The following is a 23,464-nucleotide window of genomic DNA, read 5'->3' as shown; positions in this document are numbered from 1 at the left end:
CTTCCCACCGCACCACCGAAGAGAGTGACCATGAGCCGCACCGGACGCATCGAACGCGCAACCAAGGAAACCAAGGTCCTGGTCGAGGTCGACCTGGACGGCACCGGCGTCGCCGACATCTCCACCGGTGTCGGCTTCTTCGACCACATGCTCGACCAGCTCGCCAAGCACGGCCTGTTCGACCTGACCGTGCGCACCGAGGGCGACCTGCACATCGACTCGCACCACACCATGGAGGACACCGCCCTGGCCCTGGGCGCCGCCTTCCGCGAGGCCCTCGGCGATCGTGCCGGCATCCGCCGCTTCGCCGACGCCAAGGTGCCCCTCGACGAGGCGCTGGCCGAGGTCACCGTCGACGTGTCCGGCCGCCCCTACCTGGTGCACAGCGAACCCGAGGGCATGGCCCCGACCATCGGCCGCGACTACGACACCACCATGACCCGGCACATCTTCGAGTCCTTCGTCGCCCAGGCCCGCGTGGCCCTGCACATCCACGTGCCCTACGGCCGCAACGCCCACCACATCGTCGAGGCCCAGTTCAAGGCGTTCGCCCGGGCGCTGCGCTTCGCCACCGAGGACGACCCGCGCGTGAACTGGGTGCCCTCCACCAAGGGCGTCCTGTAGATGGACACCGACCTTTGGGGGCTGCTCCTGATCATCCTGGGCGGGTTCCTCGCGGGTGGCGTCTACGCGATGTGGCACAGGAGCCGCTCGGTCGCCATCGGCCTGGCCGTCTGCGTCGTGCTCGCGATCGCCTTCGGCGCGTTGCGGCTCGGCTACCTCTAAGAAAGGCACACACCCGATGTCCTCACGTGTGGTCGTCCTCGACTACGGGTCGGGCAACCTGCGCTCGGCCCAACGCGCCATGGAACGAACCGGAGCCGACGTCACCGTCACCTCCGACCCCCATGTCGCGCTGGAGGCCGACGGGCTGGTCGTGCCCGGAGTCGGGGCCTTCAGCGCCTGCATGGCCAGCCTGAGGGCCGCCGGTGGGGACCGCGTCATCGACCGCCGTGTCGCCGGTGGGCGCCCGGTCCTGGGCATCTGCGTGGGCATGCAGGTCCTCTTCGACCGAGGGATCGAACAGGCCGACGTCAACGCCGCGGACAGCGCCACCGAGGGCTGCGGGGAGTGGCCCGGCACCGTCGAACGCATCAAGGCGCCCGTGGTGCCCCACATGGGGTGGAACACGGTCACCCCACCGGAGGGCACGCGCCTGTTCGCCGGGATCGACCCCGAGGAACGCTTCTACTTCGTGCACTCCTACGGGGTGCGCAACTGGGAGTTCGTCGCGGCCAGTGACCGCATCCCGGCGCCACTGGTGACCTGGTCCGAACACGGGGAGCCGTTCGTGGCCGCCGTGGAGAACGGGCCGCTGAGCGCCACCCAGTTCCACCCGGAGAAGTCCGGTGACGCCGGCGCCCGGGTCCTGGCCAACTGGGTCGAAGGACTCTGAGCAGACATATTTCGTGAACAGAACCGAGAACGAGAAGGCGAGTATGACCGGCGAGCAGATCACGTCCACCCCCGCACTCGAACTGCTGCCGGCGGTGGACGTCTCCGGCGGGCAGGCCGTCCAGCTCGTCCAGGGCAAGGCCGACACCGGCGGTAAGTACGGCGACCCCTACGAGGCCGCCATGGCCTGGCAGAACGCCGGCGCCGAGTGGATCCACCTGGTGGACCTGGACGCGGCCTTCGGGCGTGGGCACAACCGCGACCTGTTGGGCGACATCGTCGGCCGCCTCGACGTCAAGGTCGAGATGTCCGGCGGCATCCGTGACGACGAGTCGTTGGCCGCCGCCCTGGCCACCGGCTGCACCCGGGTGAACATCGGCACCGCCGCCCTGGAACACCCCGAGTGGTGCGCCAGGATCATCGCCGAGCACGGGGACAAGATCGCCATCGGCCTGGACGTGCGCGGCACCACCCTGGCCGCCCGCGGCTGGACCCGCGACGGCGGTGACCTCTTCGCGACCCTGGAGCGGCTGGAGACCGAGGGCTGCGCCCGCTACGTCGTCACCGACGTCAACAAGGACGGCATGCTCAAGGGCCCCAACCTGGACCTGCTGCGCACCGTGTGCGAGCGCACCGAGAAGCCGGTGGTGGCCAGCGGGGGCGTGTCCAGTCTCGCCGACCTGGAGGCCATCGCCGGTCTGGTTCCCGAGGGTGTCGAGGGCGCCATCATGGGCACCGCCCTGTACGAGGGCGCCTTCACCTTGGAGGACGCCCTGGCCCTGGTCGGGGGTGGGCGCCGATGAGCCTCGCGGTACGGGTCATCCCCTGCCTGGACGTGGACGCCGGGCGGGTGGTCAAGGGCGTCAACTTCGAGAACCTGCGCGACGCCGGCGACCCCGTGGAACTGGCGGGGACCTATGACGCGGGCGGTGCCGACGAGCTCACGTTCCTGGACGTGACCGCCTCCAGCGGCAACCGGGAGACCACCTACGACATGGTGCGCCGCACCGCCGACCAGGTGTTCATCCCGCTCACCGTCGGGGGAGGGGTGCGCGCCACCGAGGACGTGGACCGTCTGCTGCGCGCCGGCGCGGACAAGGTGGGGGTCAACACCGCCGCCATCACGCGCCCGGAACTGATCGGGGAGATCGCCGAACGCTTCGGCCGTCAGGTGCTGGTGCTCTCCGCCGACGTGCGCCGCGTCCGGGCCGGTGACGCCCCCACGACCAGCGGGTTCGAGGTCACCACGCACGGTGGGCGCAAGGGCACCGGGATCGATGCCCTGGAGTGGTGCGAGCGCGCCGCCGACCTGGGGGCGGGGGAGATCCTGCTCAACTCGATGGACGCCGACGGCACCAAGGCCGGGTTCGACCTGGAACTGATTCGGGCGGTGCGCGCCCGTGTGGGCGTCCCGCTGATCGCCTCGGGCGGTGCCGGAGCGGTGGAACACTTCGTGCCCGCCGTCGCCGCGGGCGCGGACGCGGTGTTGGCCGCGACGGTGTTCCATTTCGGAGAGTTCACCATCGCGGACGTGAAGAAGAGCCTGCGGGAGGCCGGTTACCCGGTCCGCTAGCACGTGGGTCCCGGGCCGGTCGGTGGATCGTCCCGGGACCCGACAAGAAAAAATTACCAATCGTGGTCAAGGCGTGGCGCTAAGTTAACTCAGTTGTGATTCGTGTGAGCATGAGGCCGTCCCAAGCACACGACACGGGAGTTCGCACCATCATGTCCGATCACTTCAGCGGCGGAGTCATCCGTCGAATCGCGACCCTGGCGACCGCCGGGTTCGTCGCCCTGAGCGGGGCGGCCCTCTTCGCCCCCTCCGCGTCCGCCGACGACCTGGAGCGCACCCCCCGCGAGGTCATCGAGCAGATCGAGGCCCAGAGCTGGCCCAACTACTCGATCGAGAACCCCGGCCCCAGCGTCGACATCCGGTTCGCCCTCTCCTTCCTGAACGACCTCGGGTTCATCACCCCCGACCCCGGTGACGAGTTCACCGAGGACGTCGAGGCGACGATCTCCGAGTTCGACGGTCACTACGACCTCAACGACGACGCCACCCTGGAGTCGCAGACCTGGATCAAGATCCGCAACCTGCACTTCCCGAGTGAGGCCGACGCCTACGAGGTCGGTGACCGCGGCTGGGCCGTCATCGGCATCAAGGCGATCCTCAACGAGAAGTTCGGCGCGGACCTGGACGAGACCAGCGGTCTGTACGACGAGGACACCGCCGCCGCGGTCGAGGCCGCCCAGGAGGAGCTCGGCATCGGCGTCGACGGTGCCTTCGGGTGGCTGAGTTACAAGGGTGTGGTCACCTACGAGGGTGAGGCGGCGGCCGACGCCTCCAGCGATGACGTCGCCGCTGAGGAGGCCCCGGCCGAGGATGCCGAGGGCGCGGAGGGCGCCGAGGCCGGTGTCCTGACCGAGGGTGTCGAGGAGGCCGAGCGCGACCACCACTAGTTCGGCGACTGTTCCTCGCCGTTGCCGCGCCACGCGGGCCCGGACACCCCAGGAGGGGCGTCCGGGCCCCTTTGCTTTCCCGGACACTGCTTGAAACCGGAAAATCTTAATCGTTATTGAAGCGTGGCGCTGCATTGCCTTTTCCGTTATGAGTGTGAGCATGTCCACGTCTCAACCGCACGACAGGGGAGATCACACCCATCATGTCCGAGTACCTCAACAGCGACTTCGCTCGTCGCGTCGTCTCGTTGGCCACCGCCGGCTTCATCGCCTTCGGTGGTGTCGTCATGGTCGCTCCGACCGCTTCCGCCGACGACTACGAGCGCACCCCCGACGAGGTGATCGAGCAGATCGAGGCCCGCTCCTGGCCCGTCTACTCGGTGGACCAGCCCGGCCCGAGCGAGGACATCCGAGCCGTCCAGTACTTCCTGGCCGCCCTCGGGCACAACATCCCGGAAGAGCCGGGGGACGAGTTCGACGAGGAAGTGGAAGCGCTGATCCTCGCGTTCGAGGAGGAAGCGGGGACCATCGAGGAGAACGGGGTCCTGGAGTCCCAGACCTGGGTCAAGCTCAGGAACACGCTCTTCCCCTCTGAGGCCGACGCCTACCAGGTCGGGGACCAGGGCCCGGCCGTCGTCGCCATCAAGATCCTGCTCAACGCCAAGTTCGGCGCCGACCTCGACGAGACCGACGACGTCTACAACGAGGACACCGCGGCGGCCGTTGAGGCGGCCCAGGAGGAATCCGGAATCGGCGTGGACGGCGCCTACGGTCGTATGACCTTCAAGTGCTCCATCACCAAGCCCGAGGCGGGGGCGCCCGGGGAGAAGTGCGTCGACGAAGGGGCCTCGGCCGACGAGGAGTCGGTCGTCGACGAGGAGCTGGAGCCCGTCGAGGAGTCCGACGACGAGAAGACGCCGGCCGGCCACGGCTACCACTAGTACGTCACCGGCGGTTCCCTGACACCGACTCGCCACACGGGCCCGGACACCCTCGAAGGGGATGTCCGGGCCTTCCTCGTGGCAGGCGAACAGAAGTTCGTTTGGACGGAATAGCCCGGATGCGTCCGGCGCTGAAACAATCCGGTGGAGGCTTGTCGGTGCCGCTGGATAGGTTGTGCGGACACCCCACGACCGCACCCGGACACAACCGGGCTCGTCGGGGTGCGAACACACCGGTTCACCGGTCCGGGAACAGAAAGCGGGGGCGCATGGCGCAGGGCACGACTACGGTGGGGCCGGAGGAACGGGAGGACACCCCCGGATCCGATTCCGGGTCCACGTCCACCGGTGACACCTCCGGGCGGGCCCAGTACAAACGGGTCTTCACCCGCGGTCTGCGGGTCCTGTGGGTCGCGGCCCGCACCGAACCCTGGATCTTCCTCCTCGCCGTCGGCGGCGCCATGACGCACGCCGCGGTCACGGTCGCCTCCGCCTCGGTCCTGGGCCACATCACCGACCACACCATCCTGCCCGCCTTCGCCGCGGGCGAGGCCACCCTGGCCGTGCTCACCGGGGCCGCCGGCCTTCTCCTGGCCGTAGGACTCGGCAAGGCCATCGGCCTGGCCATCCGACGCCTGCTCGCCGGCTTCATGCAGTTCCGCATGCAGGCCCGTTACCGACGCTCCGTGGCCCGCAAGTACCTCGAACTACCGCTCTCCTGGCACCACCGTCACCCCACCGGACAGCTGCTCTCCAACGCCAACGCCGACGTCGAGGCCACCTGGCAGCCGCTCGCACCCCTACCGATGGCCGTGGGCAGCGTGTTCATGCTGATCATCGCCGCCGTCGCCATGGTCGTCACCGACCCGGTCCTCGCCCTGGTCGCCTTCGTCGTCTTCCCGGCCCTGGCCATCGCCAACGTCATCTTCCAACGCCGTGTCTCCCCGATGGCCTCCCGCGCCCAGTCGCTGCGTGCCGAGGTCAGCGGGGTCGCCCACGAGTCCTTCGACGGGGCCCTGGTCGTCAAGACCCTCGGCCGTGAGGACACCGAGACCGAACGCTTCGCCGACGCCGCCCACCGCCTGCGCGACGCCCTCATCCAGGTCGGCCGGCTGCGCTCCATGTTCGATCCGTTCATGGAGTCCCTGCCCAACCTCGGCGTCCTCGCCGTCCTGCTCCTGGGCATGTGGCGCCTGTCCACCGGCGCCATCGACCCCGGCGAACTCGTCCAGATCGCCTTCCTGTTCACCCTGCTGGCCCAACCCATCCGCTCCTTCGGTTGGCTCCTGGGCGACCTGCCCCGCAGCGTCGTGGGCTGGGACCGTGTCCAGTCCGTCCTGCGAGCCGGCGGATCCATGGTCTACGGCGACCGGACCCTGGAATCCTCGCCCCGCGGCCTGGCCCTGAGCGCACGCGACGTCACCTTCTCCTACGCCGACTCCTACGACGCCGACGGCGGCGGACGCGACCTCATGGACGACCCCGACGTCCACGAACGCCGCACCATGGTCCTCAACGGTGTCGACCTCGACATCGCCCCCGGGCGCACCGTCGCCATCGTCGGCCCCACCGGATCGGGTAAATCCACCCTCACCACGGTCCTGATGCGCCTGGTCGACCCCGACACCGGAACCGTCGCCTACGACGGCGTCGACCTGCGCGAACTGGCCCGCGACCAGGTACCCCACACCGCCGCGCTCGTCCCACAGAGCACCTTCGTGTTCGAGGACACCGTCCGCGACAACATCACCCTGGGCATCGACGCCGACGACGAACAGGTCTGGGCCGCCCTGCGCCTGGCCCGCGCCGACGGATTCATCGGCGCGCTCGACGGTGGACTCGACGCCGAACTCGGCGAGAAGGGCACCACCCTGTCCGGCGGCCAACGCCAACGCCTGGCCCTGGCCCGCGCCATCGTGCGCCGGCCGCGCCTGCTCATCATGGACGACGCCACCTCGGCGGTCGACCCGCAGATCGAGGCGCAGATCCTCGCCGGCCTGCGCGAACGCGACGACGCCGCCACCGTCGTCCTGGTCGCCTACCGACGCGCCACCATCGAACTCGCCGACGAGGTCCTCTACATGGAGGGCGGTCGCATCCTGGCACGCGGTACCCACGACGAACTCCTCACCACGTCGTCCGGATACAACCGTCTGGTCACCGCCTACGAGCGCGCCTCCGCCGAGAACGAGGCGGAACGCACCCCGATCCCCGAGGAACCGGGACCGGCCGAACCCCACCTTCGAGGACCAGGCACCGACTCCAAGGAGGAGAGCACCCGATGAGCGCACCCACACGGGCCCGTACCGACGACAGGTCGGCCCGGGACACCGAGGGGCCGCGCCCCACGGGTGACCAGGCCCCCGCACTGCACCGCAGCGACGACGGCGCGTTCGGCACGATCAAGCGCGGCCTGCGACTCTCCCCGGAGTTCGCCAAGGGACTGTGGCTCACCCTCGTCTTCGCCGTGGTCGCCACCGCCGGCAAGGTCATCGTGCCCATCGCCGTGCAGCAGATCATCGACAACGGTCTCACCGCCGAGGGCGGCCCCGACCTGGCCTTCGTCACCCGCATGGTCACCGGCTGCGCAGCGCTGCTGGTCGTCACCATGTTCTGCTCCTACCTGATGAACCTGCGCCTGTACCGGGCCACCGAGTCCGGGCTGGCCACCCTGCGCCGCAAGGCCTTCAGACACGTCCACGACCTGTCCGTCCTGACCCAGAACAGCGAGCGCAAGGGCGCTCTGGTCTCCCGAGTCACCGGCGACGTCGACCAGATCAGCCACTTCATGCAGTGGGGCGGGCTCCTCCTGCTGGTCAGCACCGGCCAACTCCTGGTCGCCACCACCCTCATGGCGATCTACTCCTGGCAGCTCACCATCGTGGTGTGGCTCTGCTTCCTGCCGCTGCTGTTCGGGGTCCGTTGGCTCCAAAAGCTCCTGTCCAAGGCCTACCTGAAGGTCCGGGAACGCACCGGTGACATGCTCGGCGCCATCGGCGAGACCGTCATGGGCGCCGCCGTCATCCGCGCCCACGGCACCGAGGAGCGCACCGCCGGCCGCATCGACACCACCGTCCTGGCGACCCGCAAGGCCCAGGTCAGGGCCCAACAGCTCTCCATGGCGGTGTCGCCCTTCGCCGAGATCGTCTCCGCGATCGCCAACGCCGCCGTCGTCATGGTCGGTGTGTGGCTGGGCGTGGGCGGCGACCTCACCGCCGGGCAGCTCATCGCCTTCCTGTTCCTGATGACGCTGTTCGTGCAGCCCATGATGATGGCCACCGAGATCTTCAACGAGGCACAGAACGCCATCGCCGGCTGGCGGCGCGTCCTGGGCGTCCTGGACACCGTCCCCGACATCGCCGACCCCGGCGAGGCCGGCCGCGTCCTTCCCCGCGGCGCCGTCCAGGTCGACTTCGACCACGTCACCTACGCCTACCCCGAGGGTCCCGTCGTCCTGGACGACATCGGCGTGCGCATCACACCGGGCAGCCGGGTGGCGGTCGTCGGCGAGACCGGCTCCGGCAAGACCACCTTCGTCAAGCTGCTCACCCGGCTCATGGACCCCGACGACGGCACCGTCCTCGTGGACGGGGTGGACCTGCGCGAGGTCGCCTTCTCCTCGCTGCGCAGCCGCGTGGTGATGGTGCCGCAGGAGGGCTTCCTGTTCGACAGCTCCCTGGGCGACAACATCCGCTTCGCCCGACCCGAGAGCACCGACGTCGAACTGGAGGCCGCCGTCACCGAACTCGGTCTCGCCGACTGGCTGGGCAGCCTCGCCCACGGCCTGGACACACCGGTCGGCCAGCGAGGCGAGTCCCTGTCGGCGGGGGAGCGCCAACTCGTCGCCCTCGTGCGCGCCTACGTCGCCGACCCCGACCTCCTCGTGCTCGACGAGGCCACCTCGGCCGTGGACCCGCACACCGAGACGCGCATCCAGCGCGCCCTGGACCGGCTCACCCGAGGCCGCACCTCCGTGGCCATCGCCCACCGACTGTCCACAGCCGAGGCCGCCGACCGGGTTCTGGTCTTCGACGACGGCCGCATCGTCCAGAGCGGATCCCACGACGAACTCGTGACCCGCCCGGGCGTGTACGCGGACCTGCACGCCTCCTGGGTCAGCTCTTCGGCCTAGATCGTGTGTGAGCGGGCACCACCCGGTCACCCGCTCGAAGAAGCACGTCCCCACCAGTGGGCGGCCAGCAGTTCGGCCACCACCGGTTCGGTCAACAGGCGCACGTCCGGGTCGCCGTCACCCGGATAGCGCAGGGTCAGCGCCGCCCCCGGCACGCGTTCGCGGTCGGGGGTGGCGCCCACCGCCACGAACGCGCCCCGCAACTGCACCAGGTGCTCGGCGAACCTCTGGTCGTACAGGGAGCCGGCGAACAACAGCGCCCGGTAGTCCGTCACCGCCGCGAGGTGCCGATCGGTGTGCGACCACTCCCCGGTCTCCGCCTCGTACGCGGGACGGACCGGACCACGGCGCAACACCTGGACCCCCTGCCCGGCCGAAGCGATCCGCTCCGCCGGCGCCACCAGGTGCACACCCGTGGGGGAGTCCAGCACCTCCGCGACCCCGGGCACCCAGTCGGGGGCCTTGTCCAGCAACGTCCCCACCGCGTTGGCCACCCGGAGCAACAGGCCGGGGAAGTTACCGCTGCCGCCCACGGGCGCGCCCAACCGATGCCCCAACAACAGCAACAAGGCCAGGGCGTGCTGGTAGGTGCGACATCCCAGCCCCGACGCCTCCGTTCCGGTGTGCAACGGCACCAGAAGGTCCGCGTAGCGCGCCACCACCGTGTCGGAGTCCGGCGCCAGCACCACCACGGGAGAGCGCCCCACGTAGCGGTCCAGGACCGTGCTCAGCTCCCGCTGACCATCGCCCAGGGTCACCGCCACCACGAGGGTCTCCGCGCCCGCGGGCGGTTCCTCCGCCGAGGTCGACGGGTCGGCGCTCGCCCCGATCCCCGCCCGGCGCAACCGCGCCGCGGCCACCTCGCACGCCCGCCGCGCCGGACCCAACGCCAGGAACCGCACCGAGGCGGGTTCGTCGTCCAACAGGGCCGGCAGCGCGGAGTAGGGGTCCCAGCGGGGGAACCTGCGGGCCAGCGCGGCCAGCGCGTCGGGCTTGCCCGCCAGATCGGCGGCCAGGGACTCGGCGGTCAAAGTGGGAACCCTCCAGGTCGTCGAGGCGAGGGGCGCCGTCGCGCACGCTCGCACTCTAGAACGTGTGAGTCCGCACCCGTTGGCCGGTACCCGGTGAACATCGCCGGCCGAGCGCCCATAACCTGGTGGCATGAGCGTCACCAACCTCGACCCGGACATCGCCGCGCGACTGAAGCGGAACCCGGACGGACTCGTCCCCGCCATCGTGCAGCAGCACGACACCGGGGAGGTCCTCATGCTCGCCTGGATGGACGACGAGGCCCTGCACCGCACCCTCACCACCCGCGAGGGCACCTACTGGTCCCGCAGCCGGGGCGAGTACTGGGTCAAGGGCGCGACCTCCGGCCACACCCAGCGTGTGGTGTCGGTCGCACTCGACTGCGACGGCGACACCCTCCTGGTCCGAGTCGACCAGACCGGTGCGGCCTGCCACACCGGAGACCACACCTGCTTCGACGCGGGACGGCTGCTGTGACCTCCACCTCCACATCCACCCGGTCCACGGGCAGCGGACGCGAGTACGGGATCGTCACACTCGCCATGGCCGCCGGCGCCGCCCTCATGCTCGCCGCGTCCGGCCGCGTGTGGGTGACCGGCATGCTCGGTTCACCCGGCCCCGTCGCCCCGGTTCCCGTCGAGGTCATCGGCGGCGACCTCACCGGGGCCCTCAGCGGCCTGGGCTGGGCCGGACTCGCCGGCATCGCCGGACTCTACGCGGCCCGCTCCTGGTCCCGACGCGTGGTGGGCGCCCTCATCGCCGCCTGCGGCGCGTTCGCGCTCACCGCCCTGTGGTCGGCGACCCGGCCCGGCACGCTCACCTCGGCCATCGTCGAGTTCGCCACCGACACCGCGGGCACCGGCGAGGTCGTGGGCGCCCCCGAGATCCACGCCCTGGGCCCCGTGATGGGAGCGGCCGGCGCGGTCCTGCTGATTCTCAGCGGCCTCGTCGCCGTTGTGCGCGCCCCCTCCTGGCCCGGTATGGGAAACCGGTACGATCGGGACGCCGCACCGCGCCCGCAGAAGGCGGAGACGCCCGCCGACCTGTGGAAATCCTTGGACGCCGGTGACGACCCCACACTCGACTCCCCGGGCGACGGCACGCCCGCCCAAGAGCCACGGGCGGACCGAGCCGAACCCGGTGACGACACAGAACCCGTAAAGCCGTCCGACCGGCCGGCCGAACCGAAGGAGAACCACTGATGGCCGACGCGCACCTCGAAGAACACGACGACCACGGCAACACCGTCTCCGCCTGGTTCCTCACCCTCTCCTGGATCGTGGCCTGGACCGTGGCCGCGGTCATCATCATCATGGGCGGCTCCCTGGTCACCTGGACCGTCATCGCCCTGGTCGCCAGCGTCGTGTTCGCCGTGATCGCCGGTGTGATGAAGAAGGCCGGCCTGGGCCGCAAGACACCGCGTCCGGTGCCGCCCACGCGCGAGGAGTGGGAAACGGGTCGTGAGTCCGCGGCCACGAGCGGCAACTAGCGACAGTGCGGGACGGGTCCGGGAAAGCGCAGCTCACAACGGATGAGTAACGTAAAATGGACGTAGGTCCCACCGGGAAGGTACATTTTCAGCACCGGCCCTTCCCGCCGTTTTCGAAGACGGTCGGCGCTGTCTCGCCGATCTGTCATGATTCGAATTCGCCGGCCTGCCGAGTCTGGTGATTTCCAACCTTGTCCCTAGTTGGGAACCACGTGTGCCCAGGCCGCATCACACCAGACAGAACCCCTTGTCCTCTTCCGGAAAGACACTCCACTCATGAGCTATGGTCCCCCGCCTCCCGGCAACCCCGGCCCGCCTCCCGGTGGCTACGGCACCGGTGGGTACGGTCCGCCTCCCGGCGGCTACGGTCCGCCCAGTGGGGGCCAGCCCGGTTTCGGGGGTCAGCCCCCCGTCGGTGCCGAGCCGCCCAAGACGTACCTGTGGATGAACATCGTCGGCATCTTCACCTGCACCGTGGCCGGCATCATCGGCCTCATCTTCGCCCTCCAGGTGAACAGCAAGTGGCAGATGGGCGACTACGCGGGCGCCGAGTCCTCGTCCAACACCGCCAAGATCACCGGCATCATCAGCCTGGTCGGCCTTGGTCTGTGGATCGCCTACTTCATCTTCTGGATCATCATGGTGGTCATCGCCATGAGCACCACGCCGTCGTACTACTAGTCGACCACGCGGCATCCTCCACTCCGCCCCCGGCATCGCCGGGGGCGCAGTCGTTCCACCGGTCCCTCGGGGCCTCGATAGGCTGGATCCCGTGCAGCACGACGACACCCCCACGACGCCCGCCCGCTCCTCCCTGGCCGACCGGGTCGGGGCCCTCGGCGCGCGCGTCCACCCCGGCACCTGGCCGATCGCCCTGGGCGTCCTCGGCCTGATCGGAGCGGCGATCCTGCACACCCTCGACCCCAACGACCCCGGCAACGGCTATCCCGGTTGCCCCTGGCTTGCGCTCACCGGCACCTTCTGCCCGGGCTGTGGCACCACCCGGGCCCTGGCCGCCCTCACCCACCTGGACGTGGTCGGCGCCGCGAGCATGAACCTTCTGCTCATGCTGTGCCTGCCCTACATCGCCTACGCCTACGTGACCTGGCTGACCCGTTCCCTGCGCTCCGCCCCCGGGCCCAGACGCGTCGTCGTGGTCAGACCCTGGCTCGCCTGGGCCATCCTGGGCGCCTTCGTCGCCTTCTGGGTGCTGCGCAACCTGCCCTGGTTCTCCTTCCTCGCGCCGGGCACCCCGCTCCTACCCACCTGGTGACCACGAATCCTCCGACCTGCAGGGGGGCGGCGACCCCCACGCGGACCGGGATGGATACCATGACCACCACACGGTGTGACGGCGACGCGTCCCAAAGCCCGCCGAGCCGACCCGCGCCCCAGGAGCCGGATCGGTCACCGTGAACCGATACTTCACGAGGGAGCAAGAACTGGTGAGCGTGCTCGACGAGATCCTCGAGGGAGTACGCGCGGACCTGGCGCAGCGGCAGGAGGCCCTTCCGCTGGACCGCCTCAAGGCCAAGGCCGAGACGGTGCCCGTCCCCGCGGACGCCGAAGCCGCCCTGCGCCGCCCCGGCGTCCACGTGATCGCCGAGGTCAAGCGTGCCAGCCCCTCCAAGGGGCCGCTCGCGACCATCGACGACCCCGCCGACCTGGCCCGCGACTACGAGGCCGGTGGAGCCACGTGGATCAGCGTGCTCACCGAGAAGCGTCGCTTCAACGGCAGCCTTGAGGACCTCCAGAACGTCCGCGCCGCGGTCGACACCCCCTTGCTGCGCAAGGACTTCGTGGTCAGCTCCTACCAGCTGTGGGAGGCCCGCGTCTTCGGCGCCTCGGCCATCCTGCTCATCGTCGCCGCCCTACCCCAGGAAGCCCTGGTCTCCCTGGTCGAACGGGCCCGCTCCCTGGGCCTGACCCCCCTCGTCGAAGTCCACGACGAGGCGGAGGTCGCCCGCGCCCTCGACGCCGGCGCCACCGTCATCGGCGTCAACGCGCGCAACCTCAAGACCCTGGAGGTCGACCGGGACACCTTCGCCCGGTTGGCCCCGCTCATCCCCGCGGACCGCGTCAGAATCGCCGAGTCCGGGGTTCGAGGCCCGCATGACCTGCTGGCCTACGCCGGAGCCGGAGCCGGAGCGGTCCTGGTCGGAGAGAGCCTGGTGCGCGGACGCAATCCGCGCGAGGCCGTCGCCGACCTGGTCACCGCGGGAGCCCACCCCGCTCTGCGCGACCGGAACTGACAGGGAACCACGACCGATGGGAACGACGACCACGCACGCGGAGCGGCACACGCACACGCTCCCGCGCAGATGGCGATGGCTCTAGGGAGCCCGTGGACACACCTGTCCGCGGGTTCCCGCCGCCGCGTTGACCCCTGACCATCCCGCCGCCGGAGCCGGCGGCGCACACCGGTCGACGCGCGGCACCTCCGCGGCGCGGACGCCGGCGGGGGAACGCCGCGGTCGGCCTCCTTCCAGGAGAACTTCCCATGAGCCACGCTCTACCGGTGCCCGACGACGGCGGACACTACGGCCGTTTCGGTGGCCGTTTCGCGCCCGAGTCCCTCATCGCGGCCCTCGACGAGGTCGAGGCCCAGTGGGCCAAGGTCAAGGACGACGCCGACTTCCAGGCCGAACTCGACCACCTGCTCAAGTCCTACGCCGGACGACCCAGCCTGCTCACCGAGGCGCACAACTTCTCCGAGCACGCCGGCGGCGCCCGCGTCCTGCTCAAGCGCGAGGACCTCAACCACACCGGCTCGCACAAGATCAACAACGTGCTCGGCCAGGCCCTGCTCGCCAAGCGCATGGGCAAGACCCGCATCATCGCCGAGACCGGGGCCGGACAGCACGGCGTGGCCACCGCCACCGCCTGCGCCCTGCTGGGTCTGGACTGCCGCATCTACATGGGCGAGCAGGACACCGAACGCCAGGCGCTCAACGTCGCCCGCATGAACATGCTCGGTGCCGAGGTCGTCCCCGTCACCATCGGCAGTCGCACCCTCAAGGACGCCATCAACGAGACGTTCCGCGACTGGGTCGCCAACGTCGACCACACGCACTACCTGTTCGGCACGGCCGCCGGCCCGCACCCCTTCCCGAAACTGGTGCGGGACCTGCACTTCGTCGTGGGCGCCGAGGCCCGTGAACAGGTCCTCGAACTCGTCGGGAGGCTGCCCGACGCCGTCGCCGCCTGCGTGGGCGGCGGATCCAACGCCATCGCGATCTTCGCCGCGTTCATCCCCGACGAGGGCGTCGCGCTGTACGGCTTCGAGGCCGGGGGAGAGGGCGCCGACACCGACCGGACCGCCGCCTCCATCACAGCGGGCAGCCCCGGCGTCTTCCACGGCGCCCGAACCTTCGTCCTGCAGGACGAGTACGGCCAGACCCTGCCCAGCCACTCCATCTCCGCCGGACTCGACTACCCGGCCGTGGGCCCCGAACACGCCCACCTGGCCGCGACCGGTCGCGCCAAGTACGAGCCGGTCACCGACGCCGAGGCCATGGAGGCCTTCCGGCTTCTGTGCCGCACCGAGGGCATCATCCCCGCCATCGAGAGCGCCCACGCCCTGGCCGGCGCGCTGCGCCTGGGCAAGGAACTGGGCCCCGACTCCGTCATCCTGGTGAACCTCTCCGGGCGCGGGGACAAGGACGTCAACACCGCCGCCGACTACTTCGGCCTCGTCGACTCGGAGGGACAGGCGTGATGCCGACCACCACACTGCAGAGCAAGCTGGCCCAGGCCCGAGAGGCCGACCGCGCCGCGCTCATCGGCTACCTGCCCGCCGGGTTCCCCGACGTGGAGTCCTCCATCCGGGTGGTCCAGGCCATGGTCGAGGGCGGCTGCGACGTCGTCGAGGTCGGTCTGCCCTACTCCGACCCCATGATGGACGGCCCCACCATCCAGCGCGCCGCCGGCCGGGCCCTGGACGCCGGCACCACCACCGACGACGTGTTCCGGGTCGTGGAGGCCACCGCGGCCACCGGCGCCGCCGCCCTGGTCATGTCCTACTGGAACCCGATCGAACGCTACGGCGTGGAGCGCTTCGCCACCGAACTGGCCAAGGTCGGGGGAGCCGGGGTCATCACCCCCGACCTCATCCCCGAGGAGGCCGACGAGTGGGTCGCCGCCTCCGACAAGGCCGGGATCGACCGCGTCTTCCTGGTCGCGCCCTCCTCCTCGGACCGTCGTCTGGCGCTGACCACCGAGGCCTGCGGCGGCTTCGTGTACGCGGCGTCCCTCATGGGCGTCACCGGCACCCGCACCCAGGTCTCCGACACCGCCGAGGTCCTGGTCCGCCGCACCCGCGAGGTCACCCGTGATTCGGGACTGCCGATCTGTGTGGGACTGGGCATCTCCAACGGGGCCCAGGCCGCGGAGGTCGCCGCCTACGCGGACGGGGTCATCGTGGGTGCCGGGTTCTGCCAGCGGATCCTGGACGCACCCGACCTGGAGACCGGTCTGGTCGCCGTCCGCTCCTTCGCCGAGGAACTGGCCGAGGGCGTTCGGTCCCGTTAGGAAGGCCCTTCCGAGGTCATCCAGGGACCCGGGTCCCTTGTGATGGGCCGCACCGTCATGGTGCGGCCCATCTTTTCTCTCGCCCGGTCAAGGCCCGGGTTAAGAGGGTGAGAATCGGGTGAGAAGAGGCCCCGAAAGAACGTGAACCCGCCCCATGGCGGCGGATTCGATGGTGGGATGACGGGAGCCCCGAGTATCCGGAGCGCCCTTCTGGCACCCGGATGCCACAGCCCTGTGTCACGCGTGAACTACAGACAGTAGGATCTGTTTCGACGTGAAGAGCGGCCGGACGCGGAACCCGCGCCAGGCTCGCGGTAGACCGACCCCCTCCCTTCCGAAGGCGCCAGATGACGGACACACTCGACGACACCCCGAAGGCACCCACGCGGTGGGAGAACATCCAACCCTGGGTCAGCCTCGCCTGCCGCCTCGGCCTGGCCGCCGTCCTCATCACCGCCGCCGTCACCAAGTACCCACCGGCCCTGTCGATCCAGGCCGTGGAGGCCTACGACCTCTTCCCGACCGAGGTAGCCCGACTCATCGGCTACACCCTCCCGCTCTTCGAACTCGCGCTGGCGCTGCTGCTCCTGCTCGGCCTGGCCACCCGCTACGCCGGGGCGATCGGCGCGATCCTCATGGTCGCCTTCATCGCCGGGATCGTCTCCGCCATGGCCAGGGGCCTGTCCATCGACTGCGGCTGCTTCGGCGGTGGCGGCCAGGTCGACCCGGGGGAGACCACCTACGGGCTCTCCATCGCCCGCGACATCGCCTTCGGCGCCATGGGGGCCTTCATCGCGATCTGGCCCCGTTCACCCTTCGCCCTCGACCGCGTCCTCGGCCTGTACCGGTGACCCCGACGAGCACCGAGACGACGATCGACCACCCGAAAGTCAGAAACAGAGGAAAGCATGGGGAGTGAAGCGCGCAAGCGCTCCCGCGAGAAGCTCAAGGAACAGCGGGAGAAGGAGAAGCGGGCCGCCCGACGCAAGAAGAACCTCCTCGTCGTCGGTATCGCCGCCGCCGTGGTCCTGCTCATCGTGGGGATCGGCTACGCCGTCATGACCTCGGGCGAGGACGAGGGCTACGACGGCGAACTGGCCGCCCAGGTCCTCCAGGAGGACGGCAGCGTCGTCATGGCGAACGAGGGCGTCTCCGCGCCCGTCGTCGAGGTCTACGCCGACTACCAGTGCCCCGCCTGCCGCCAGTTCGAACTCCTCAACGGAGACCTCCTCAAGGAACGCGCCGCGAGCGGCGAGGCCATCGTCCACTTCCGGCCGGTCAGCATCTTCGCCCAACAGCCGACCCCCATCAGCAGCAACTCGCTGCGTGGTGGTGTCGCCGCTCGGGCCGCGGCCGACCACGGAGTCTTCGTCGAGTACAACGACCTGCTCTTCGAGAACCAGCCGGCCGAGGGCCGCGAGGGCTTCACCGTCGACGAACTCAAGGAATGGTTCCGCCAGACCGACGCCGACGAGGCCCAGGCGAGCGAGTTCGACGAACGCGTCGACGCCGAGGCCGAGGTCGTCACCGAGTTCACCGAGGAGTTCCTGCCGGCCCTGACCGCGGACGCCACCGAACAGATCGGTGAGGAGACCCTTGGAACCATGGTCCTGACCGACCTGCTCGCCTGGGGAGCCGACAACGGACACGACCCCGCCTTCCTCGACGGGACGTACACGGGCGAGATCATCGACGCCACCGGAACGGCTTACACTCGCTACAGCGGAGACAACATGTTCCGCGGCACCCCTGCCGTCTACATCAATGGCGAGTTGCTCGACAACAACTCCGCCATGACGGCACGCGGTCTCTCCGAGGCGATCGCCTCCGCCGGCGCGGGCGAAGTCGAGACCGAGCCGGCGGGCGATGGGGGTGACACGGAGTAGAACCCCTGAACAGACTCCCCGCACGCGGGGCGGATCCGAGAGCAGAGCAGTGACATTGTCGTCGACAGCTTCGGAGGGCGCGGCCGAGTACGGCCGCGCCCTCGCGGCCATTCCCAGCCCTCAGGTCAACTCGATCCCGATCGGGCCCCTGGAGATCCACTTCTACGCCCTGTGCATCCTCGCCGGTGTCATCGTCGCCGTCTTCTGGAGCGAGCGCCGCTGGAAGGCCATGGGCGGTGAGCCCGGCACCATCATGGACATGGCGGTCTGGGCGGTCGTCCTCGGGCTCATCGGTGGCCGTCTCTACCACGTGATCAGCGACGCGCAGCTGTACTTCGGTCCGGGCAAGGAACCCATTCGAGCCCTCTTCATCTGGGAGGGCGGGCTCGGTATCTGGGGAGCCGTTCCCCTCGGCGCGGTCGGTGTTTGGCTGGTCGCCCGCAAGCGCGGACTGTCGATGTCCAAGCTCTCCTTCGCCATCGCCCCCACCATCCCCCTCGCCCAGGCCATCGGCCGCTGGGGCAACTACTTCAACCAGGAGCTGTTCGGTCGCCCCACCGACCTGCCCTGGGCCGTGGAGATCAACCTCACCCCCGAGGGTTACCTGCGCGCCGGCATGGAACCCGGCGTGACCACCTACCACCCCACCTTCCTGTACGAATCCCTGTGGTGCCTGGGTCTGGCCGTCCTCCTGGCCTACCTGGGCCGACGCTTCGAGAGCTCCCTCCAGGGCGGGCGCCTGTTCGCCCTCTACGTCATGGGCTACTGCGCGGGTCGCTTCTGGATCGAGTACCTGCGCGTGGACCCGGCCAACGACTTCTTCGGTCTGCGCCTGAACAACTGGACCTCCATCGTCGTGTTCCTGGGCGCCCTGGTCTTCTTCGTGTGGGCCGGTACCCGTATCGACCGCTTCTCCACCGCCGTGGTTCCGCACGGCCAGGACGCGGGCACCCAGGTCTTCGGTGACACCGGCGCCAGGACCGAGGAGGAGGGCACCGTCTACAGCGCGGTCGACACCGAGGGATCTGCGTTCGACCAGGACAGTGGCCTGTCCAACGAAGCCGGTACGGAATACCACCCGAGCCCTGAGCGATCTAGTAGCGAGGGCTCGACGGAGGACGACGCCAAGGGCGCGGGAGACGACTCCGGGTCGAAGCCCGAGTAACGCGGGACGCCGAATTTCGGCGCCGCGGCCCGTGGCCGCAGGCGCCGCGGGCCATTTCCGCACCAGTCGAGCAGACCACGGGTTGATGATTTGAGAAAGACCGTGAGCAGAGCCGAGTCCGGTTTCGGACGCAAGAAGCGGCGCGGCGGTTCCCGTCGCGCCGCCGGCACCCACACCGAAGAGCACGCCGACTACGGGCGTGACGACGACGGGTACGACCAGGATTACGACCCGGAGGAGGACTTCTCCGCCGAGTACGGACACACCCAGGACCGGTCGGGTGACCAGGACTCCTACGAGGAGTACGACTACGACGACGCCGACTACGACGACCGCGACGGGGACGACCCCCAGGCGGACGGAACGGTGGGAGGTCGTCGGGGTGGACGACGCAGGAGCAAGGAGAAGCGCGGCGTGGGCCGCGTCTCCGCCTTCTCCGCGTCCGCGATCAAGAAGGTGTCGGTCCTGGGGGACCGGCCCAACCAGATCGTCTACACCCTGGCCGAACAGAGCAAACGCAAGCGTGGCACCGCCGTGCTGGGCATGCTCCTGGGCGCCTTCGGTATCGCCCTGGTCGCACTCCTGGGGGTGCTGGCCTACCAGCTCGTCAGCGGGGGCGGCGGAACCAGCGGAGGCGACCAGAGCGTGGTCGCCCCACCCGATGGCCACAGCACCCTCACCCCGGAGCAGTACCGCTTCCAGGAGAACGACCCGGAGGTGTTCGGTCCCATCGACGAACGTCCCGCCGAGGCCGAGCTCATGACGGAGGAGGCGGTCTTCGGTTCCGTGGGCGAACTGGAACTCGGGGACATGCAGCTGGAGCTGCGCGACTCCGCCGTCACCGACTCCTGCACCTCCATGGTGTGGGGCGACGAGCTCGGACAGAGCCTGATCGACGGTGACTGCGTCAACGCGGCCTCCGGCGTCTACACCGACTCCGACAACGAGTACGTCGCCCAGGTGACGCTGTTCGACCTGGCCGACAGCGAGGCCGCCACCGACGCCGCGGCGGCCCTGGACCCGACCAACTCCGAGACCGACCTCGGCTTCCTGCTGAGCCAGACCGGCGGGGACATCGAAGGGTTGCAGGAGGGCTACAGCCAGGCCAGCACCCAGGTCATGGGCCACTACCTGGCCGTGTTCTGGACGGCCAAGGCCGACGGCTCCGAACCCGGAGACGACTCGGACCTGGCGACCCTGGACGTGGCCTCCATGAGCGCGTTCTCCTTCGTCTACGACGAGGTCGTCGCCTACCGGGGCGAGGAGGGCGAGTAGCGCGAGCCGAACCTCGGGCCTGTCCGGCCCTGTCGGACGTCCCGATAGGATCTCGGACAGATCGACCCGCCCGCCGGGGTCGTGTCCGAGGTGGAAGCTCCCTCCTCTCGTAACCCGAGCGCAAGCGGGCCGGTCACCACAGGTGACCGGCCCGAACCCACGGAAAGGTCCTTTGGGTGTCCTCTTCTGAACCCTCGACGCCTGGCAGGCCGGGCCGCCGGAGGAAGAACAACGAACCCGACGAACAGCAGACCCCCGCCCCCTCCCAGGAGGGTGGGCGCCGACGAAGCGGTGGACGACGCAAGAAGGAACCCCGACGCTTCGGTCGGACACTGGTCATCCTCGTCGGGACGCTGGTCGTCGCCCTCATCGCCTTGGGCGTGGTCCTGTTCTTCCAGCTGTCGGGGGACGAGGGGAGCGACGCGGCCGCCCCGCAGACCCGCCCGGCCGACTACAAGGTCCGCGACGCCGGGAACATGAACGAGGTCCTGGCCTCCCGCGAGATCGACGGCCGTGTCCTCAACGAGGGTGAGCTGTTCGAACGTCGCAACGCCGAGATCTCCAGCCAGAGCATCGACTTCACCCTGGAGGAGTCGGATCTGACCGACGACTGCTCCAGCGCGGTGTGGGGCGAGCAGGCCACCCAGGCCCTCGCCGACGCCGACTGCAGCCAGGCCGGACGCGCCGCCTACCTCTCCGACAACTACTTCGGTGTGGCCACCGTGTTCAACCTGGCCGACGTCGAGGGCAGCCGCGCGGTGGCCGAGGCCCTGAACCTGCCCGAACCCGAGGGAGGCGATCCCGAGGAGGAGGTCGTCGACCCCGGGTTCGTGCTGCCGCCCTCCGGCGCCGAGCCCTTCGATCGCCTCGGTTCGGGCTACAGCGCCGCCGACGCCATCGTCAGCGGCCACTACCTGGTCGTGGTCTGGGTCCAGCCCACCGGCTCCGACTCGGTCGACGAACGCGTCACCCTGTCCACCCCGCTGGTGGCCCTGGCCAATTTCCGTGACCCGCTCTTCCGTCGCATGATCGAGTACGACGACGATGAGAGCACGGGAACCGAGGGAGCCGAAGGCACCGAGGAGACCGGCGGCGAGCCCGGAACGGAACCCGGTACCGAGCCCGGCACCGAAGAGGTCCCCGGCGAGGTCCCCGGTCAACAGGAGGGGTTGCCCGGCGAGGGTGAGGTCCCGGTGGCGCCCGGGGAGTAGGACCGGGGTCACACACCCACCGAACGTGCGGCGGGCCCACGGAGAGTCGTTCTCCGTGGGCCCGCCGTCCTACTCGGGAGCCGTCCTGCTCGGGAGGGGGACGTCAGCCGGCCCTGACCTCCTCCACCCTGGCCAACAGCTCGGAGGACAGGACCCGCAGATCCGAGAACCGGTGCTCGGGCAGGTCCAACAGGGTGTGCCCGGGCAACCACGCCGGGGCCGAGGCCACCGCCTGCCGGGCCGTGCGCTTGTTCACCGGCCGCCCGCCCCAGGCCGTCACCTCCATCAGACCGGTCCGCAGCGTCGTGGTGAGCGACCCGTGCGCACGCCCCTGGACATGGGCCAACAACCGGCCCGAACTCCCGCCCGGTTCGGGGTCGCGCTCCAGCCGGATCGCCGTCAGGTCCGAGGCACCGAACCCGCGCAGGAACCGCACCCGCATCCCCGGCTCCACCATCGACCGGAACGCCCGCTGCCCGGCCTCGTCGCGCACCCACTTGGACGACGACGGCACCAGGACGTAGGCGTTGTCCGCGGTCGTGGCCAACGCCACCCGCGCCGCGATCCGGTCCCAACCACCGGTCAGGTCGATCACCGCGCACGGACCCACCGCGGTGGGGGAGTCCATCCAGGTGGACAGACGTACCCGGACCTCCTTGCACACCTCGCGAGGCCAGTCGCCCACCAATGCCGGAGAGCTCCCGAGCTCCTCGTGACCCCGCCCGGCGCCGTCCTCGGTGACCCGATCCAGCACCGCTCGGGCCCGCTCCACGTCCGTTCCGCCCCGCGCCTCCTTGGCGTTGACGCCCTGGCTGTACACCCGGGCGCTTTCACCGGCGGGGGCGGGCAACGTCTTCGACAACGGCCGGAGCACGTACAGGTCGCTGGCGGCACCGATCGACTCCCCGCCCAGGTAACGATTGAAGTCCGGCAACACCGCCTCCATGAGCAGCCCCATCCGCACCAACCGCGTCTGGACGGCGGCCGCCAGCTTCGGGGTGGTCTCACTGGCCCCGTAGGCCACCAACACCCGGCCCTTGCGCGGGTCAGCCAACCCCTCCACGCCCCGGCGCACGAACAACTCCACGCCGTCCGGGGTGTAGGGCGGGTCGGTGAAGACCACGTCGGCGCGCTCGCGCAACCTCTCGGGCAGCCCCAACCGCAGGTCGGCGCTGTGCGTGTGGATGGTCACACCCAGGCGCTCGGCCACCGTGTCGATGTGCTCCAGGACCCGCTCGTCCAGGTCCACGACCCCCACCTTCGCCCCGGGCAGTACCAGCGCCAAGGCCAGCGACGTCAGGTCGTGGTCGCCCACGCACAACAGGGTGCGCCGGGTCAGGTCGAAACGGGTGGTCAGGAACAGGGCGCGGCGCAGGGCCGTCTCCGCCGTCGCCGCCACGTGGTCCAGGTTCAGGTCGGAGGCCGGTCCCTCGGCCACCGCCCGCACCAGCTCCGTGGCGGCCCGCGGGTGCTCGGGCAACATGTGCGCCACCGGGTCGGCGAGCATCGGCGCCGTCGCACCCTGGTAGTGGGAGGGACGCAGCAACCGGTAGCGGTCTCCGTCCCTGGCCACCTCGTCGGCCTCGTCGAGGACCCGCAGTAGCGAACGCACCACGGAGTGGGCGATGCCACCGGCCCGCACCAGGTCGTTGGTGCTCCACCAACGTCCGTCGGAGAGCAACGCCAGGATGAGGCGCGGGCGTGGGGCGTCGATCCCGTACTCGGTGAGGAACGTCTCCGCCACTTCGGGCAGAGGAGGGCCCGAACCGGCGCCGGGCGCCGCCAGACCGTCCAGGACCGGGGTACCCGGTGCACGTTCGGGGTCGATTGAGGTCCCGGAATCCGGGCCGGGGGAAGTCGGGTGTCCTGCCATTCGGCGATCCTCCCACGG

The 23,464-nt window shown here is 70.0% G+C and carries 24 protein-coding genes; 22 read left to right on the top strand and 2 right to left on the bottom strand.

Going from position 1 to position 23,464, the window contains the following annotated elements; all coding sequences use genetic code 11:
* The first annotated feature begins 30 nt into the window (after nt 1-30).
* The 9 genes from hisB to ABZ717_RS16515 all read left to right on the top strand — a co-directional run bounded on the left by hisB (nt 31) and on the right by ABZ717_RS16515 (nt 8,988).
* The gene (hisB, locus tag ABZ717_RS16555; RefSeq protein ID WP_358510799.1) at nt 31-624 is read left to right on the top strand and encodes an imidazoleglycerol-phosphate dehydratase HisB; all 594 of its coding nucleotides are present in this window, start codon (nt 31-33) and stop codon (nt 622-624) included.
* On the top strand, nt 625-786 hold the full coding sequence (locus ABZ717_RS16550) for a hypothetical protein (RefSeq protein WP_358510796.1): 162 nt from the start codon (nt 625-627) through the stop codon (nt 784-786).
* 16 nt (nt 787-802) lie between these two features.
* Nucleotides 803-1,456: an imidazole glycerol phosphate synthase subunit HisH gene (gene hisH, locus ABZ717_RS16545; RefSeq protein ID WP_358510793.1), complete on the top strand. Its 654-nt coding sequence runs from the start codon at nt 803-805 to the stop codon at nt 1,454-1,456.
* 43 nt (nt 1,457-1,499) lie between these two features.
* Nucleotides 1,500-2,258 carry a bifunctional 1-(5-phosphoribosyl)-5-((5-phosphoribosylamino)methylideneamino)imidazole-4-carboxamide isomerase/phosphoribosylanthranilate isomerase PriA gene (gene priA, locus ABZ717_RS16540; RefSeq protein ID WP_358510832.1) on the top strand — a complete coding sequence of 253 codons (759 nt, stop codon included), beginning with the start codon at nt 1,500-1,502 and terminating at the stop codon, nt 2,256-2,258.
* Nucleotides 2,255-3,028, top strand: coding sequence for an imidazole glycerol phosphate synthase subunit HisF (hisF, locus tag ABZ717_RS16535; protein ID WP_358510790.1), 774 nt, complete (start codon nt 2,255-2,257; stop codon nt 3,026-3,028). Before priA ends, hisF begins: the two co-directional genes overlap by 4 nt.
* Nucleotides 3,029-3,180: 152 nt before the next feature.
* Entirely contained in the window at nt 3,181-3,915 is a 735-nt protein-coding gene (locus ABZ717_RS16530; protein WP_358510787.1) for a peptidoglycan-binding protein, read from the top strand.
* Between the two features lie 203 nt (nt 3,916-4,118).
* Nucleotides 4,119-4,856, top strand: a complete 738-nt coding sequence (locus ABZ717_RS16525) for a peptidoglycan-binding protein (RefSeq protein WP_358510784.1) — start codon at nt 4,119-4,121, stop codon at nt 4,854-4,856.
* Between the two features lie 269 nt (nt 4,857-5,125).
* Nucleotides 5,126-7,141 carry an ABC transporter ATP-binding protein gene (locus ABZ717_RS16520; RefSeq protein ID WP_358510781.1) on the top strand — a complete coding sequence of 672 codons (2,016 nt, stop codon included), beginning with the start codon at nt 5,126-5,128 and terminating at the stop codon, nt 7,139-7,141.
* Complete coding sequence (locus tag ABZ717_RS16515) at nt 7,138-8,988, top strand: ABC transporter ATP-binding protein (RefSeq protein WP_358510778.1); 1,851 nt, start codon at nt 7,138-7,140, stop codon at nt 8,986-8,988. The genes ABZ717_RS16520 and ABZ717_RS16515 overlap by 4 nt, the downstream gene beginning before the upstream one ends.
* 26 nt (nt 8,989-9,014) lie before the next feature.
* On the opposite strand, the gene ABZ717_RS16510 is transcribed toward ABZ717_RS16515, so the two are convergent.
* Complete coding sequence (locus ABZ717_RS16510) at nt 9,015-10,019, bottom strand: sugar isomerase (RefSeq protein WP_358510776.1); 1,005 nt, start codon at nt 10,017-10,019, stop codon at nt 9,015-9,017.
* A 130-nt stretch (nt 10,020-10,149) separates the two neighbouring features.
* Between ABZ717_RS16510 and hisI the strand changes: the two genes are divergently transcribed.
* The 13 genes from hisI (at nt 10,150) to ABZ717_RS16445 (ending at nt 21,573) form a co-directional block, all read left to right on the top strand.
* Nucleotides 10,150-10,494, top strand: coding sequence for a phosphoribosyl-AMP cyclohydrolase (gene hisI, locus ABZ717_RS16505; protein ID WP_067602948.1), 345 nt, complete (start codon nt 10,150-10,152; stop codon nt 10,492-10,494).
* Nucleotides 10,491-11,219 (top strand): Trp biosynthesis-associated membrane protein, encoded by a 729-nt coding sequence (locus ABZ717_RS16500; protein ID WP_358510772.1) that lies wholly within the window; start codon nt 10,491-10,493, stop codon nt 11,217-11,219. The genes hisI and ABZ717_RS16500 overlap by 4 nt, the downstream gene beginning before the upstream one ends.
* A complete protein-coding gene (locus ABZ717_RS16495) occupies nt 11,219-11,506 on the top strand; it encodes an HGxxPAAW family protein (RefSeq protein WP_358510769.1) in 288 nt (95 codons plus the stop codon). The genes ABZ717_RS16500 and ABZ717_RS16495 overlap by 1 nt, the downstream gene beginning before the upstream one ends.
* 276 nt (nt 11,507-11,782) lie before the next feature.
* Complete coding sequence (locus ABZ717_RS16490) at nt 11,783-12,187, top strand: CD225/dispanin family protein (protein WP_358510766.1); 405 nt, start codon at nt 11,783-11,785, stop codon at nt 12,185-12,187.
* 91 nt (nt 12,188-12,278) lie between these two features.
* Complete coding sequence (locus ABZ717_RS16485; protein WP_358510764.1) at nt 12,279-12,779, top strand: DUF2752 domain-containing protein; 501 nt, start codon at nt 12,279-12,281, stop codon at nt 12,777-12,779.
* 172 nt (nt 12,780-12,951) lie between these two features.
* Nucleotides 12,952-13,758 carry an indole-3-glycerol phosphate synthase TrpC gene (gene trpC / locus ABZ717_RS16480; protein WP_358510761.1) on the top strand — a complete coding sequence of 269 codons (807 nt, stop codon included), beginning with the start codon at nt 12,952-12,954 and terminating at the stop codon, nt 13,756-13,758.
* A 248-nt stretch (nt 13,759-14,006) separates the two neighbouring features.
* The gene (gene trpB / locus ABZ717_RS16475; protein WP_358510758.1) at nt 14,007-15,224 is read left to right on the top strand and encodes a tryptophan synthase subunit beta; all 1,218 of its coding nucleotides are present in this window, start codon (nt 14,007-14,009) and stop codon (nt 15,222-15,224) included.
* Complete coding sequence (trpA, locus tag ABZ717_RS16470; RefSeq protein WP_358510755.1) at nt 15,224-16,036, top strand: tryptophan synthase subunit alpha; 813 nt, start codon at nt 15,224-15,226, stop codon at nt 16,034-16,036. Before trpB ends, trpA begins: the two co-directional genes overlap by 1 nt.
* 347 nt (nt 16,037-16,383) lie before the next feature.
* A complete protein-coding gene (locus ABZ717_RS16465; protein ID WP_358510752.1) occupies nt 16,384-16,887 on the top strand; it encodes a MauE/DoxX family redox-associated membrane protein in 504 nt (167 codons plus the stop codon).
* Nucleotides 16,888-16,944: 57 nt separating this feature from the next.
* Entirely contained in the window at nt 16,945-17,922 is a 978-nt protein-coding gene (locus tag ABZ717_RS16460; RefSeq protein ID WP_358510749.1) for a thioredoxin domain-containing protein, read from the top strand.
* A gap of 55 nt (nt 17,923-17,977) precedes the next feature.
* Nucleotides 17,978-19,087 (top strand): prolipoprotein diacylglyceryl transferase, encoded by a 1,110-nt coding sequence (gene lgt, locus ABZ717_RS16455; RefSeq protein WP_358510747.1) that lies wholly within the window; start codon nt 17,978-17,980, stop codon nt 19,085-19,087.
* A 102-nt stretch (nt 19,088-19,189) separates the two neighbouring features.
* Entirely contained in the window at nt 19,190-20,362 is a 1,173-nt protein-coding gene (locus tag ABZ717_RS16450) for a hypothetical protein (protein WP_358510744.1), read from the top strand.
* Between the two features lie 176 nt (nt 20,363-20,538).
* Nucleotides 20,539-21,573 carry a hypothetical protein gene (locus ABZ717_RS16445; RefSeq protein WP_358510741.1) on the top strand — a complete coding sequence of 345 codons (1,035 nt, stop codon included), beginning with the start codon at nt 20,539-20,541 and terminating at the stop codon, nt 21,571-21,573.
* A gap of 103 nt (nt 21,574-21,676) precedes the next feature.
* Here the strand turns inward: ABZ717_RS16445 and ABZ717_RS16440 are convergent, their stop codons facing one another.
* Nucleotides 21,677-23,446, bottom strand: coding sequence for a bis-aminopropyl spermidine synthase family protein (locus ABZ717_RS16440; protein WP_358510738.1), 1,770 nt, complete (start codon nt 23,444-23,446; stop codon nt 21,677-21,679).
* Between the last annotated feature and the right edge of the window lie 18 nt (nt 23,447-23,464).

The sequence above is a fragment of the Nocardiopsis sp. NPDC006832 genome (assembly GCF_040635885.1).
GTDB lineage: Bacteria > Actinomycetota > Actinomycetes > Streptosporangiales > Streptosporangiaceae > Nocardiopsis.
This window is presented reverse-complemented; position numbering and strand designations above follow the sequence as displayed.